The 15,441-nt window shown below is 54.5% G+C and carries 4 protein-coding genes, 2 tRNA genes and 7 rRNA genes; 12 read left to right on the top strand and 1 reads right to left on the bottom strand.

The features are described 5' to 3' along the window. The first annotated feature begins 492 nt into the window (after positions 1–492). The 10 genes from ACM1PE_RS00005 (at position 493) to ACM1PE_RS00050 (ending at position 12,440) form a co-directional block, all read left to right on the top strand. Positions 493–2,023: ribosomal RNA gene (locus ACM1PE_RS00005) — 16S ribosomal RNA — on the top strand. Positions 2,024–2,365: 342 nt separating this feature from the next. Next, positions 2,366–5,250 (top strand): 23S ribosomal RNA (locus ACM1PE_RS00010). Between the two features lie 199 nt (positions 5,251–5,449). Next, positions 5,450–5,562 (top strand): 5S ribosomal RNA (gene rrf / locus ACM1PE_RS00015). Positions 5,563–6,241: 679 nt separating this feature from the next. Then, a 16S ribosomal RNA gene (locus ACM1PE_RS00020) occupies positions 6,242–7,772 on the top strand. A 133-nt stretch (positions 7,773–7,905) separates the two neighbouring features. Further along, positions 7,906–7,982, top strand: a tRNA-Ile gene (locus ACM1PE_RS00025). Positions 7,983–8,005: 23 nt separating this feature from the next. Further along, positions 8,006–8,081 (top strand) — tRNA-Ala (locus ACM1PE_RS00030). Positions 8,082–8,369: 288 nt separating this feature from the next. Further along, positions 8,370–11,254: ribosomal RNA gene (locus ACM1PE_RS00035) — 23S ribosomal RNA — on the top strand. Between the two features lie 199 nt (positions 11,255–11,453). Next, a 5S ribosomal RNA gene (rrf, locus tag ACM1PE_RS00040) occupies positions 11,454–11,566 on the top strand. Between the two features lie 158 nt (positions 11,567–11,724). Then, positions 11,725–11,837 (top strand): 5S ribosomal RNA (gene rrf / locus ACM1PE_RS00045). Together the 16S, 23S and 5S rRNA genes with 2 tRNA genes alongside form the textbook arrangement of a ribosomal RNA operon. Before the next feature lie 237 nt (positions 11,838–12,074). After that, positions 12,075–12,440, top strand: coding sequence for a DUF4870 family protein (locus tag ACM1PE_RS00050; RefSeq protein ID WP_419342200.1), 366 nt, complete (start codon positions 12,075–12,077; stop codon positions 12,438–12,440). A gap of 253 nt (positions 12,441–12,693) precedes the next feature. Here the strand turns inward: ACM1PE_RS00050 and ACM1PE_RS00055 are convergent, their stop codons facing one another. Then, positions 12,694–12,972 carry an SWIB/MDM2 domain-containing protein gene (locus ACM1PE_RS00055; RefSeq protein ID WP_059373735.1) on the bottom strand — a complete coding sequence of 93 codons (279 nt, stop codon included), beginning with the start codon at positions 12,970–12,972 and terminating at the stop codon, positions 12,694–12,696. A gap of 147 nt (positions 12,973–13,119) precedes the next feature. On the opposite strand from ACM1PE_RS00055, the gene ACM1PE_RS00060 reads away from it, so the two are divergent. Both ACM1PE_RS00060 and pyrC read left to right on the top strand, forming a co-directional pair. Further along, positions 13,120–14,313 (top strand): M20 aminoacylase family protein, encoded by a 1,194-nt coding sequence (locus tag ACM1PE_RS00060; protein WP_054457611.1) that lies wholly within the window; start codon positions 13,120–13,122, stop codon positions 14,311–14,313. An 11-nt stretch (positions 14,314–14,324) separates the two neighbouring features. Beyond that, positions 14,325–15,389 (top strand): dihydroorotase, encoded by a 1,065-nt coding sequence (pyrC, locus tag ACM1PE_RS00065; protein ID WP_419342201.1) that lies wholly within the window; start codon positions 14,325–14,327, stop codon positions 15,387–15,389. The last annotated feature ends 52 nt before the right edge of the window (positions 15,390–15,441 follow it).

Here is a 15,441-nt window from a genome sequence, read left to right on the forward strand (position 1 = left end):
GCAAGTTAGGCAAAAGCCAGTTGCACAATCTGCAAAAATCGTGTTATAGTCTTGGGCTTGGCAGTTGCCGAAAACTTAGGGTTAACCCTGATATTTCGATAGCTGCTAAGAGAGGCGGACCTGAAGAGGTCGCAAGCAAGAAAGCGAAACGCAGTATGTGACGCTGACTTGACAAGCGAAAAAAACTTCTTCATAATCTCGTTTCTCTGCTGCAAACAACGCGGCGCCAGCGAAAGCGGCGTAGCGAAGCGAGCAGGCAGTAAGTAGTACAGAATTTAGCAGTACCGCTCTTTAACAATTAAACAACCGATAAGTGTGGGCGCTTGATGCGAGTGCAGCGTGACTTCGGTCACAAGCACAATGAAATCAAGTGCTCACTAGAAGTGAAGTACCTTAGACGTCAAGTTTAAGAACATACCTCACTTCCTTTGAGTAGCGACGTATGGCTCGACCCTTTCGGGGGTTAAGAAATACGAAACAAATACAGAGATTAAACTGAAGAGTTTGATCCTGGCTCAGATTGAACGCTAGCGGGATGCCTTACACATGCAAGTCGAACGGCAGCACGGACTTCGGTCTGGTGGCGAGTGGCGAACGGGTGAGTAATGTATCGGAACGTGCCCAGTAGCGGGGGATAACTACGCGAAAGCGTAGCTAATACCGCATACGCCCTACGGGGGAAAGCAGGGGATCGCAAGACCTTGCACTATTGGAGCGGCCGATATCGGATTAGCTAGTTGGTGGGGTAACGGCTCACCAAGGCGACGATCCGTAGCTGGTTTGAGAGGACGACCAGCCACACTGGGACTGAGACACGGCCCAGACTCCTACGGGAGGCAGCAGTGGGGAATTTTGGACAATGGGGGAAACCCTGATCCAGCCATCCCGCGTGTGCGATGAAGGCCTTCGGGTTGTAAAGCACTTTTGGCAGGAAAGAAACGTCATGGGTTAATACCCCGTGAAACTGACGGTACCTGCAGAATAAGCACCGGCTAACTACGTGCCAGCAGCCGCGGTAATACGTAGGGTGCAAGCGTTAATCGGAATTACTGGGCGTAAAGCGTGCGCAGGCGGTTCGGAAAGAAAGATGTGAAATCCCAGAGCTTAACTTTGGAACTGCATTTTTAACTACCGGGCTAGAGTGTGTCAGAGGGAGGTGGAATTCCGCGTGTAGCAGTGAAATGCGTAGATATGCGGAGGAACACCGATGGCGAAGGCAGCCTCCTGGGATAACACTGACGCTCATGCACGAAAGCGTGGGGAGCAAACAGGATTAGATACCCTGGTAGTCCACGCCCTAAACGATGTCAACTAGCTGTTGGGGCCTTCGGGCCTTGGTAGCGCAGCTAACGCGTGAAGTTGACCGCCTGGGGAGTACGGTCGCAAGATTAAAACTCAAAGGAATTGACGGGGACCCGCACAAGCGGTGGATGATGTGGATTAATTCGATGCAACGCGAAAAACCTTACCTACCCTTGACATGTCTGGAATTCCGAAGAGATTTGGAAGTGCTCGCAAGAGAACCGGAACACAGGTGCTGCATGGCTGTCGTCAGCTCGTGTCGTGAGATGTTGGGTTAAGTCCCGCAACGAGCGCAACCCTTGTCATTAGTTGCTACGAAAGGGCACTCTAATGAGACTGCCGGTGACAAACCGGAGGAAGGTGGGGATGACGTCAAGTCCTCATGGCCCTTATGGGTAGGGCTTCACACGTCATACAATGGTCGGGACAGAGGGTCGCCAACCCGCGAGGGGGAGCCAATCCCAGAAACCCGATCGTAGTCCGGATCGCAGTCTGCAACTCGACTGCGTGAAGTCGGAATCGCTAGTAATCGCGGATCAGCATGTCGCGGTGAATACGTTCCCGGGTCTTGTACACACCGCCCGTCACACCATGGGAGTGGGTTTTACCAGAAGTAGTTAGCCTAACCGTAAGGGGGGCGATTACCACGGTAGGATTCATGACTGGGGTGAAGTCGTAACAAGGTAGCCGTATCGGAAGGTGCGGCTGGATCACCTCCTTTCAGAGCTTAGTGCTCGTGTTAAGCGTCCACACTTATCGGTTGTTTGATGTAGCTGGTGTCAATGTTTTTGATGCCGTGTAGAGGCTAACTCATAGCGCTGCTCGCAGTGTTATGAGTTGGGTTTTACTCAACAGCTATATTCGTTCTTTAACAATCTGGAAGAAGCACAACGAAAATGTACTTATCAAGTACTCGGCGCAAGTCGATGAAGATAAGTACGGGTTGTGATTGCATTAATTTTGTTCCAAGTTCTCAAGACTGGGGTGAAAACCTCAGACTGCTTTGAAACTTATGAACGGCACAAACGCTAATACTCAGGTCCTATAGCCTACAGCGTTATAGGATCAAGCGACTAAGTGCATATGGTGGATGCCTTGGCGATCACAGGCGATGAAGGACGTAGTAGCCTGCGAAAAGCTACGGGGAGCTGGCAAACAAGCTTTGATCCGTAGATGTCCGAATGGGGAAACCCACCGCAGCAATGCGGTATCCCTGGCTGAATACATAGGCCAGTGGAGGCGAACCGGGTGAACTGAAACATCTCAGTAGCTCGAGGAAAAGAAATCAACCGAGATTCCGAAAGTAGTGGCGAGCGAAATCGGAAGAGCCTTTACGTTTTAGCATGCAAGATAGTCGAACGGAATGGAAAGTCCGGCCGTAGCAGGTGATAGCCCTGTAGGCGAAATCTTGTGTGTGGAACTAAGCGTAAGAAAAGTAGGGCGGGACACGTGAAATCCTGTTTGAAGATGGGGGGACCATCCTCCAAGGCTAAATACTCGTGATCGACCGATAGTGAACCAGTACCGTGAGGGAAAGGCGAAAAGAACCCCGGAAGGGGAGTGAAATAGATCCTGAAACCGTATGCATACAAACAGTAGGAGCCTCCTTGTGGGGTGACTGCGTACCTTTTGTATAATGGGTCAGCGACTTACATTCAGTGGCAAGGTTAACCGAATAGGGAAGCCGTAGCGAAAGCGAGTCCGAATAGGGCGATTCAGTCGCTGGGTGTAGACCCGAAACCAGATGATCTATCCATGGCCAGGTTGAAGGCACGGTAACACGTGCTGGAGGACCGAACCCACTAATGTTGAAAAATTAGGGGATGAGCTGTGGATAGGGGTGAAAGGCTAAACAAATCTGGAAATAGCTGGTTCTCTCCGAAAACTATTTAGGTAGTGCCTCAAGTATTACTGCGGGGGGTAGAGCACTGTTATAGCTAGGGGGTCATGGCGACTTACCAAACTATGGCAAACTCCGAATACCCGCAAGTACAGCTTGGGAGACAGAGCACCGGGTGCTAACGTCCGGACTCAAGAGGGAAACAACCCAGACCGCCAGCTAAGGTCCCAAATTATCGCTAAGTGGGAAACGAAGTGGGAAGGCATAGACAGTCAGGAGGTTGGCTTAGAAGCAGCCATCCTTTAAAGAAAGCGTAATAGCTCACTGATCGAGTCGTCCTGCGCGGAAGATGTAACGGGGCTAAGCGATAAACCGAAGCTGCGGGTGTGCACTTTTAGTGCACGCGGTAGGAGAGCGTTCTGTAAGCCTGCGAAGGTGGCTTGTAAAGGCTGCTGGAGGTATCAGAAGTGCGAATGCTGACATGAGTAGCGATAAAGGGGGTGAAAAGCCCCCTCGCCGTAAGTCCAAGGTTTCCTGCGCAACGTTCATCGGCGCAGGGTGAGTCGGCCCCTAAGGCGAGGCAGAGATGCGTAGCTGATGGGAAGCTGGTTAATATTCCAGCACCGTCGTACAGTGCGATGGGGGGACGGATCGCGGAAGATCATCAGGGTGTTGGATGTCCCTGTTGCTGTATCGAAGATGGCGCTTAGGCAAATCCGGGCGCGTAAATCAAGGGTATGGCACGAGCGAGCATTGCTTGCGAAGTGATTGGAAGTGGTTCCAAGAAAAGCCTCTAAGCTTCAGCTGTACGAGACCGTACCGCAAACCGACACAGGTGGACGGGATGAATATTCCAAGGCGCTTGAGAGAACTCAGGAGAAGGAACTCGGCAAATTGATACCGTAACTTCGGGAGAAGGTATACCCCGGTAGTGTGAAGCGCCTGCGCGCTTAGCATGATGGGGTCGCAGAGAATCGGTGGCTGCGACTGTTTATTAAAAACACAGCACTCTGCAAAGACGAAAGTCGACGTATAGGGTGTGACGCCTGCCCGGTGCCGGAAGGTTAAGTGATGGGGTGCAAGCTCTTGATCGAAGCCCCGGTAAACGGCGGCCGTAACTATAACGGTCCTAAGGTAGCGAAATTCCTTGTCGGGTAAGTTCCGACCTGCACGAATGGCGTAACGATGGCCACACTGTCTCCTCCTGAGACTCAGCGAAGTTGAAGTGTTTGTGATGATGCAATCTACCCGCGGCTAGACGGAAAGACCCCATGAACCTTTACTGTAGCTTTGCATTGATCTGTGAACCGGCCTGTGTAGGATAGGTGGGAGGCTTTGAAGCGTGGTCGCTAGATCACGTGGAGCCATCCTTGAAATACCACCCTGGTTTGTTTGCGGTTCTAACCTTGGTCCGTTATCCGGATCGGGGACAGTGCATGGTGGGCAGTTTGACTGGGGCGGTCTCCTCCCAAAGTGTAACGGAGGAGTTCGAAGGTACGCTAGGTACGGTCGGAAATCGTGCTGATAGTGCAATGGCATAAGCGTGCTTGACTGTGAGACTGACAAGTCGAACAGGTGCGAAAGCAGGACATAGTGATCCGGTGGTTCTGAATGGAAGGGCCATCGCTCAACGGATAAAAGGTACTCTGGGGATAACAGGCTGATACCGCCCAAGAGTTCATATCGACGGCGGTGTTTGGCACCTCGATGTCGGCTCATCTCATCCTGGGGCTGTAGCCGGTCCCAAGGGTATGGCTGTTCGCCATTTAAAGAGGTACGTGAGCTGGGTTTAAAACGTCGTGAGACAGTTTGGTCCCTATCTGCCGTGGGCGTTGGATACTTGACGGAGCCTGCTCCTAGTACGAGAGGACCGGAGTGGACGTACCTCTGGTGTACCGGTTGTCATGCCAATGGCATTGCCGGGTAGCTAAGTACGGAAGAGATAACCGCTGAAGGCATCTAAGCGGGAAACTCGTCTGAAGATAAGGTATCCCGGGGACTTGATCCCCCTGAAGGGTCGTTCGAGACCAGGACGTTGATAGGTCGGGTGTGGAAGCGCAGTAATGCGTTAAGCTAACCGATACTAATTGCCCGTGAGGCTTGATCCTATAACACTGATGGTTATGACCTGGTGATGTAGCGTTCCAAGTGTCGTTCAATACAAAATCTGGCTGCACCGTCAGCAGCCAGCCAACACCAATTACACCCCACCGTGCGTGATCATCGAGTCTGACTCTGATCGCCACGCGTTGTGTTTCTTCCAAGATTGGAGCCGTTGCCTCAACCGCAGCCGCTCAACCAGTTACGCTTGACGACCATAGCGAGTTGGTCCCACTCCTTCCCATCCCGAACAGGACAGTGAAACGACTTTGCGCCGATGATAGTGGACGGACGTCTGTGAAAGTAGGTCATCGTCAAGCTTTTATTCCGCAAACCCCCGCAGGTTACCCTGCGGGGGTTTGTCTTTATATATAAGTGAGAGCCTTGTGTTCTCGGCCGCAGTGAAGTGGAGAGATCCAGTAAAACAGTGGCTTTGCAGTGATAAATGCAGATTAGGCAAAAGCCAGCTGCATGAGCTGCAAAAAGGTGTTATAGTTTGCGGCTTGGCTGCTACCGAAAGATCAGGGTATACCCCGACATTTCGATAGCTGCTAAGGGAAGCGAAAAGTCAGGGCGCTGTCCTGGCGGACCTGAAGGGGTCTTGGCGATAGGTTGCCAAATCTTGCTGCTGCGGTGAGTTGAAAAACTCAAACAAAAGCGACAACGATTTGACAAACGCTAAAAACTCCTTCATAATCTCGTTTCTCTGCTGTCGACACGGCGATGTTGCGAAAGCGACGAAGCGCGAAGTTGGCGGCAAGATGCAGTAAGTAGTACAGAATTTAGCAGTACCGCTCTTTAACAATTAAACAACCGATAAGTGTGGGCGCTTGATGCGAGTGCAGCGTGACTTCGGTCACAAGCACAATGAAATCAAGTGCTCACTAGAAGTGAAGTACCTTAGACGTCAAGTTTAAGAACATACCTCACTTCCTTTGAGTAGCGACGTATGACTCGACCCTTTCGGGGGTTAAGAAATACGAAACAAATACAGAGATTAAACTGAAGAGTTTGATCCTGGCTCAGATTGAACGCTAGCGGGATGCCTTACACATGCAAGTCGAACGGCAGCACGGACTTCGGTCTGGTGGCGAGTGGCGAACGGGTGAGTAATGTATCGGAACGTGCCCAGTAGCGGGGGATAACTACGCGAAAGCGTAGCTAATACCGCATACGCCCTACGGGGGAAAGCAGGGGATCGTAAGACCTTGCACTATTGGAGCGGCCGATATCGGATTAGCTAGTTGGTGGGGTAACGGCTCACCAAGGCGACGATCCGTAGCTGGTTTGAGAGGACGACCAGCCACACTGGGACTGAGACACGGCCCAGACTCCTACGGGAGGCAGCAGTGGGGAATTTTGGACAATGGGGGAAACCCTGATCCAGCCATCCCGCGTGTGCGATGAAGGCCTTCGGGTTGTAAAGCACTTTTGGCAGGAAAGAAACGTCATGGGTTAATACCCCGTGAAACTGACGGTACCTGCAGAATAAGCACCGGCTAACTACGTGCCAGCAGCCGCGGTAATACGTAGGGTGCAAGCGTTAATCGGAATTACTGGGCGTAAAGCGTGCGCAGGCGGTTCGGAAAGAAAGATGTGAAATCCCAGAGCTTAACTTTGGAACTGCATTTTTAACTACCGGGCTAGAGTGTGTCAGAGGGAGGTGGAATTCCGCGTGTAGCAGTGAAATGCGTAGATATGCGGAGGAACACCGATGGCGAAGGCAGCCTCCTGGGATAACACTGACGCTCATGCACGAAAGCGTGGGGAGCAAACAGGATTAGATACCCTGGTAGTCCACGCCCTAAACGATGTCAACTAGCTGTTGGGGCCTTCGGGCCTTGGTAGCGCAGCTAACGCGTGAAGTTGACCGCCTGGGGAGTACGGTCGCAAGATTAAAACTCAAAGGAATTGACGGGGACCCGCACAAGCGGTGGATGATGTGGATTAATTCGATGCAACGCGAAAAACCTTACCTACCCTTGACATGTCTGGAATTCCGAAGAGATTTGGAAGTGCTCGCAAGAGAACCGGAACACAGGTGCTGCATGGCTGTCGTCAGCTCGTGTCGTGAGATGTTGGGTTAAGTCCCGCAACGAGCGCAACCCTTGTCATTAGTTGCTACGAAAGGGCACTCTAATGAGACTGCCGGTGACAAACCGGAGGAAGGTGGGGATGACGTCAAGTCCTCATGGCCCTTATGGGTAGGGCTTCACACGTCATACAATGGTCGGGACAGAGGGTCGCCAACCCGCGAGGGGGAGCCAATCCCAGAAACCCGATCGTAGTCCGGATCGCAGTCTGCAACTCGACTGCGTGAAGTCGGAATCGCTAGTAATCGCGGATCAGCATGTCGCGGTGAATACGTTCCCGGGTCTTGTACACACCGCCCGTCACACCATGGGAGTGGGTTTTACCAGAAGTAGTTAGCCTAACCGTAAGGGGGGCGATTACCACGGTAGGATTCATGACTGGGGTGAAGTCGTAACAAGGTAGCCGTATCGGAAGGTGCGGCTGGATCACCTCCTTTCAGAGCTTAGTGCTCGTGTTAAGCGTCCACTCTTATCGGTTGTTTGATATAGCTGGGATCAGTTGCAGGCTTGGGTCGAGGGAATCTTCCCTGGGTCTACAGCTTTCCTGACTGCTGATCCGAAAAGGTTTTTGGGTCTGTAGCTCAGTCGGTTAGAGCACCGTCTTGATAAGGCGGGGGTCGTTGGTTCGAATCCAACCAGACCCACCAAGTATTCTGCGCATGCGGGATATGGGGGTGTAGCTCAGCTGGGAGAGCGCCTGCTTTGCAAGCAGGATGTCATCGGTTCGATCCCGTTCACCTCCACCAAGTACTTGATGCCTGGTGATGTAGAGGCTAACTCATAGCGTCGTTGAAACGGCCTTATGAGTTAGGTTTTACCTGACAGCTATATTCGTTCTTTAACAATCTGGAAGAAGCACAACGAAAATGTACTTATCAAGTACTCGGCGCAAGTCGATGAAGATAAGTACGGGTTGTGATTGCATTAATTTTGTTCCAAGTTCTCAAGACTGGGGTGAATAACCTCAGACTGCTTTGAAACTTATGAACGGCACAAACGCTAATACTCAGGTCCTATAGCCTACAGCGTTATAGGATCAAGCGACTAAGTGCATATGGTGGATGCCTTGGCGATCACAGGCGATGAAGGACGTAGTAGCCTGCGAAAAGCTACGGGGAGCTGGCAAACAAGCTTTGATCCGTAGATGTCCGAATGGGGAAACCCACCGCAGCAATGCGGTATCCCTGGCTGAATACATAGGCCAGTGGAAGCGAACCGGGTGAACTGAAACATCTCAGTAGCTCGAGGAAAAGAAATCAACCGAGATTCCGAAAGTAGTGGCGAGCGAAATCGGAAGAGCCTTTACGTTTTAGCACGCAAGATAGTCGAACGGAATGGAAAGTCCGGCCGTAGCAGGTGATAGCCCTGTAGGCGAAATCTTGTGTGTGGAACTAAGCGTAAGAAAAGTAGGGCGGGACACGTGAAATCCTGTTTGAAGATGGGGGGACCATCCTCCAAGGCTAAATACTCGTGATCGACCGATAGTGAACCAGTACCGTGAGGGAAAGGCGAAAAGAACCCCGGAAGGGGAGTGAAATAGATCCTGAAACCGTATGCATACAAACAGTAGGAGCCTCCTTGTGGGGTGACTGCGTACCTTTTGTATAATGGGTCAGCGACTTACATTCAGTGGCAAGGTTAACCGAATAGGGAAGCCGTAGCGAAAGCGAGTCCGAATAGGGCGATTCAGTCGCTGGGTGTAGACCCGAAACCAGATGATCTATCCATGGCCAGGTTGAAGGCACGGTAACACGTGCTGGAGGACCGAACCCACTAATGTTGAAAAATTAGGGGATGAGCTGTGGATAGGGGTGAAAGGCTAAACAAATCTGGAAATAGCTGGTTCTCTCCGAAAACTATTTAGGTAGTGCCTCAAGTATTACTGCGGGGGGTAGAGCACTGTTATAGCTAGGGGGTCATGGCGACTTACCAAACTATGGCAAACTCCGAATACCCGCAAGTACAGCTTGGGAGACAGAGCACCGGGTGCTAACGTCCGGACTCAAGAGGGAAACAACCCAGACCGCCAGCTAAGGTCCCAAATTATCGCTAAGTGGGAAACGAAGTGGGAAGGCATAGACAGTCAGGAGGTTGGCTTAGAAGCAGCCATCCTTTAAAGAAAGCGTAATAGCTCACTGATCGAGTCGTCCTGCGCGGAAGATGTAACGGGGCTAAGCGATAAACCGAAGCTGCGGGTGTGCACTTTTAGTGCACGCGGTAGGAGAGCGTTCTGTAAGCCTGCGAAGGTGGCTTGTAAAGGCTGCTGGAGGTATCAGAAGTGCGAATGCTGACATGAGTAGCGATAAAGGGGGTGAAAAGCCCCCTCGCCGTAAGTCCAAGGTTTCCTGCGCAACGTTCATCGGCGCAGGGTGAGTCGGCCCCTAAGGCGAGGCAGAGATGCGTAGCTGATGGGAAGCTGGTTAATATTCCAGCACCGTCGTACAGTGCGATGGGGGGACGGATCGCGGAAGATCATCAGGGTGTTGGATGTCCCTGTTGCTGTATCGAAGATGGCGCTTAGGCAAATCCGGGCGCGTAAATCAAGGGTATGGCACGAGCGAGCATTGCTTGCGAAGTGATTGGAAGTGGTTCCAAGAAAAGCCTCTAAGCTTCAGCTGTACGAGACCGTACCGCAAACCGACACAGGTGGACGGGATGAATATTCCAAGGCGCTTGAGAGAACTCAGGAGAAGGAACTCGGCAAATTGATACCGTAACTTCGGGAGAAGGTATACCCCGGTAGTGTGAAGCGCCTGCGCGCTTAGCATGATGGGGTCGCAGAGAATCGGTGGCTGCGACTGTTTATTAAAAACACAGCACTCTGCAAAGACGAAAGTCGACGTATAGGGTGTGACGCCTGCCCGGTGCCGGAAGGTTAAGTGATGGGGTGCAAGCTCTTGATCGAAGCCCCGGTAAACGGCGGCCGTAACTATAACGGTCCTAAGGTAGCGAAATTCCTTGTCGGGTAAGTTCCGACCTGCACGAATGGCGTAACGATGGCCACACTGTCTCCTCCTGAGACTCAGCGAAGTTGAAGTGTTTGTGATGATGCAATCTACCCGCGGCTAGACGGAAAGACCCCATGAACCTTTACTGTAGCTTTGCATTGATCTGTGAACCGGCCTGTGTAGGATAGGTGGGAGGCTTTGAAGCGTGGTCGCTAGATCACGTGGAGCCATCCTTGAAATACCACCCTGGTTTGTTTGCGGTTCTAACCTTGGTCCGTTATCCGGATCGGGGACAGTGCATGGTGGGCAGTTTGACTGGGGCGGTCTCCTCCCAAAGTGTAACGGAGGAGTTCGAAGGTACGCTAGGTACGGTCGGAAATCGTGCTGATAGTGCAATGGCATAAGCGTGCTTGACTGTGAGACTGACAAGTCGAACAGGTGCGAAAGCAGGACATAGTGATCCGGTGGTTCTGAATGGAAGGGCCATCGCTCAACGGATAAAAGGTACTCTGGGGATAACAGGCTGATACCGCCCAAGAGTTCATATCGACGGCGGTGTTTGGCACCTCGATGTCGGCTCATCTCATCCTGGGGCTGTAGCCGGTCCCAAGGGTATGGCTGTTCGCCATTTAAAGAGGTACGTGAGCTGGGTTTAAAACGTCGTGAGACAGTTTGGTCCCTATCTGCCGTGGGCGTTGGATACTTGACGGAGCCTGCTCCTAGTACGAGAGGACCGGAGTGGACGTACCTCTGGTGTACCGGTTGTCATGCCAATGGCATTGCCGGGTAGCTAAGTACGGAAGAGATAACCGCTGAAGGCATCTAAGCGGGAAACTCGTCTGAAGATAAGGTATCCCGGGGACTTGATCCCCCTGAAGGGTCGTTCGAGACCAGGACGTTGATAGGTCGGGTGTGGAAGCGCAGTAATGCGTTAAGCTAACCGATACTAATTGCCCGTGAGGCTTGATCCTATAACACTGATGGTTATGACCTGGTGATGTAGCGTTCCAAGTGTCGTTCAATACAAAATCTGGCTGCACCGTCAGCAGCCAGCCAACACCAATTACACCCCACCGTGCGTGATCATCGAGTCTGACTCTGATCGCCACGCGTTGTGTTTCTTCCAAGATTGGAGCCGTTGCCTCAACCGCAGCCGCTCAACCAGTTACGCTTGACGACCATAGCGAGTTGGTCCCACTCCTTCCCATCCCGAACAGGACAGTGAAACGACTTTGCGCCGATGATAGTGGACGGACGTCTGTGAAAGTAGGTCATCGTCAAGCTTTTATTCCGCAAAACCCCACAGGTAACCCCTGTGGGGTTTTGTCTTTTGTGAGAGCCCATTGCGGGCGCCTGTCGAGATCCGCTCCAGGCCCGTGCATCGGTCTCCCGGCAGAATTGGAGCGTTTGTCCCGATAGGGCACACACTCAAGCAGTTACGCCTGACAACCATAGCAAGGTGGTCCCACTCCTTCCCATCCCGAACAGGACAGTGAAACGCCTTTGCGCCGATGATAGTGGACGGACGTCCGTGAAAGTAGGTCATTGTCAGGCTTTGATTCCAAGAACCCCGCAGCTCGCGCTGCGGGGTTTTTTCTTTTGTCTGGTTGCGCGATGAGGTAGAAGGCTGTCGCCGCGGCTGCGCGCCGCTAGGCCTTTTTGGCGTGCGGTTGCGGACCGTCAATCAGGCTGCGAGCCGCGCCAGCATTGAATGTGCACAAATAACAACGGGCGTGGGCGGGGTAGCTTTGTGCGGTAAGATTGACCGAGTCAATTCGTTGGAGCGTTATCGTGAGTGATCCCCAGACCCCCGTGCCCGGAACGACGTTAGACCTGCGCACGTTGACCCACGTTGCCTACGGCTTGTACGCCCTGGGCTTCCTGACGAGCGGTTTCCTGGGCATCGCCACGCTGGCAGCCGTAGTGCTGATGTACCTGAAGCGCTCGGACGCCGCAGGTACCGTCTATGCCGCTCATTTTGACTGGTTGCTGCGTACCTTCTGGTGGGCCCTGCTTTGGCTGGCCATCAGCGGCATCGCGACGCTCATCTTCATCGGCTGGATCGGCCTGGCCGCGACTGTGATCTGGGTGTTGTATCGCTTGATCAAAGGCTGGCTGTCGCTGGTGGAAGGCTCCGCGCCGACCACCTACGCCTGAGGGTAGGTGGTCAAACAGAAGGCCGGCATATGCCGGCCTTTTGCTTTGTCGAACATGCCAACTGCCTGAAGAGGCGCGCCAGGCTTGGCTTTCGGGAAATGCTGGTGTGGGGGATCAGGCCATGCCGGTGAGGTTGTGGCGTGGCTGTCGCGGTGAGAGAAAGCTGCGCTGGGGAGGCGAGCTCGCCCAGGAATGAACCGGGGCGTCGCGACGATATGAAGGCAGGGACGTACGGGGTACGCCCTTTGCCTGCTTACTTCAGATGTGCGTTGACCAGCTTGGTCAGTTCGAACATCGTGACCTGATCTTTACCGAAGATCGGGCGCAGCTTGGCATCGGCGTTGATGTTGCGCTTGTTGCTGGCATCTTGCAGGTTGTGCTTCTTGATGTATTCCCAGATCTTTTTGGTGACCTCGGTACGCGGCACGGCTTCCGAGCCGATGACGGCGGCCAGGTCGGCGCTGGGGGTCAGGGGCTTCATGAATGCAGCGTTCGGCTTGCGCGCGGTCGCGGGTTTGGAGGTTGTGGCCATAATGCGGCGCTCCTTCTCTGGCTGTTGGAAAAATTGTCCTGCGGCCGGAGCATAACGTGTCTCTCTCGTAAAGACAAAGGCATTTATCCTCTGTAGCAACTAAAATGCACAGACTGTCCCCTCTATATCGTCATTCTGTAACCTCCTATGTACGCACGATCTCCTTTGGAATCAATTCGCCTCTTTCATGACGAATTGACGGCGCTGCGGCGCGATTTGCATGCGCATCCCGAGCTTGGCTTCGAGGAAGTCCGGACCTCCGGGATCGTGGCGGGTGCGCTGGAGGCGCTGGGGATCGAGGTGCACCGCGGCATCGGCAAGACCGGTGTGGTGGGCGTGATCCGCGGCAAGCGCTGCGACAGCGGGCGCATGATAGGCCTGCGTGCCGACATGGACGCCTTGCCCATGACCGAAGACAATGACTTCGGCCACAAGTCGACCAAGCCCGGCCTGATGCACGGTTGCGGTCACGACGGTCACACCGCGGTGCTGATCGGCGCGGCCAAATACCTGTCGCAGACACGCAATTTCGATGGCACCGCGGTACTGATCTTCCAGCCAGCGGAAGAGGGGCGCGGCGGCGCGCGCGCCATGCTGGAAGATGGCCTGTTCGATACCTTTCCGTGCGACGCGATTTACGCGCTGCATAACTGGCCGGGCCTGAAGCCGGGCACGATAGGCATCAATCCCGGGCCGATGATGGCCGCCGCCGACCGCTTCGAGATTCTGATCACCGGACGCGGCGGCCACGGCGCGCATCCGTACCAGACCATCGATCCGGTCACCATCGCGGGGCAGATCATCACCGCGTTGCAGACCATCGTGTCGCGCAACGTCAATCCGCTGGATTCGGCGGTGGTGTCCATCGGATCCCTGCAGGCCGGGCATCCCGGCGCCATGAGCGTGATTCCGCGCGAAGCGAGAATGGTCGGCACGGTGCGCACGTTCCGCAAGTCCGTCCAGGAAATGGTGGAGACCCGCATGCGCGAGTTGGTGTCCGCGATTGCGGGCGCTTTCGGCGGCACCGCCGAGGTCACTTACGAACGGATCTACCCTGCGACCTTGAACACGCCGCAGCACGCCAATCTGGTGGCCGATATCGCCACCGAGATGATAGGCAAGGAGAACGTCGTGCGCGATCTGACGCCGTCGATGGGCTCCGAGGATTTCTCTTTCATGTTGCAGAGCAAGCCTGGCGCATACTTCCGTCTGGGCCAGGGCGGAGCCGATTCCGGCTGCGTGCTGCACAACTCGCATTTTGATTTCAACGATGCCGTCATCCCCTTGGGCAGCGCGATGTTCAGCGCGCTGGCCGAACGGGGCATGCCGCTGGCAGATTAAGAAGCCTTCCCATGTCTACTCAAAGCACGACTCAGCTCACCATCACCCGGCCGGACGACTGGCACCTGCATCTGCGCGACGGCGCTGCCCTCGAGGCCGTGGTGGCGGATACCGCGCGCCAGTTCGCGCGCGCGATCATCATGCCCAACCTGAAGCCGCCGGTCACGACCACCGAGCAGGCGCTGGCCTATCGCGGCCGCATTCTGGAGACTTTGAAGAAGGCGGGCGGCAATCCGGATGCCTTCACGCCGTTGATGACGCTGTATCTGACCGACAACACCACGTCGGAAGAAATTTTCCGCGCCTACGAGTCGGGCCAGGTTTATGCGGTGAAGCTGTATCCGGCGGGCGCCACGACCAACTCCGATGCCGGTGTGACCGATCTGCTGGGCAAGTGCACGAAGGCGCTGGAAGCGCTGGAAAAATGCGGCATGCCGTTGTTGGTGCACGGCGAAGTGACGGACCCGTCGATCGACCTGTTCGACCGCGAAGCCATCTTTGTCGAGCGCGTGATGAAGCCGCTGCGCCGCGCCTTCCCTGCCTTGAAGGTGGTGTTCGAACACATCACGACGAAAGAGGGCGCGGAATACGTGCGCGACGCGGAAGGCCCCATCGCAGCCACGATTACGCCGCAGCACCTGCTGTACAACCGCAATGCGATTTTCCAGGGCGGCGTGCGGCCGCACTTCTACTGTCTGCCGGTCCTCAAGCGCGAGACGCACCGCCTTGCGCTGGTCGAGGCGGCGACCAGCGGCAGCCCGCGCTTTTTCCTTGGCACCGACAGCGCGCCACACGCGCGCGGGTTGAAGGAACATGCCTGCGGCTGCGCTGGTTGCTACACGGCATTGCACGCGATGGAGCTGTACGCGACGGCGTTCGATGCTGTCGGCAAGTTGGACAAGCTGGAAGGCTTCGCCAGTTTCCATGGCCCGGATTTCTACGGTTTGCCGCGCAACACCGGCACGCTGACGCTGGTGCGCGAGACCTACCAGGTGCCGGAGGAAGTGGCGTTCGGCAACACGACGCTGGTTCCGCTGGCCGCGGGTGAAGCGCTGACCTGGCGCGCACGGGGCTAGGCAACCGGGTTGCCCGGCTGCTCCCGGACAAGAAAATGCCCCCGAGATCCGG

The organism is Achromobacter sp. PD1 (genome assembly GCF_048541815.1).
GTDB classification, from domain to species: domain Bacteria; phylum Pseudomonadota; class Gammaproteobacteria; order Burkholderiales; family Burkholderiaceae_B; genus Achromobacter; species Achromobacter bronchisepticus_A.

Excerpts from the sequence above, each read along its gene's own strand:
- ACM1PE_RS00060 (WP_054457611.1), top strand. The coding sequence starts at position 13,120 with ATGTACGCACGATCTCCTTTGGAATCAATTCGCCTCTTTCATGACGAA.
- pyrC (WP_419342201.1), top strand. The coding sequence starts at position 14,325 with ATGTCTACTCAAAGCACGACTCAGCTCACCATCACCCGGCCGGACGAC.
- ACM1PE_RS00055 (WP_059373735.1), bottom strand. The coding sequence starts at position 12,972 with ATGGCCACAACCTCCAAACCCGCGACCGCGCGCAAGCCGAACGCTGCA.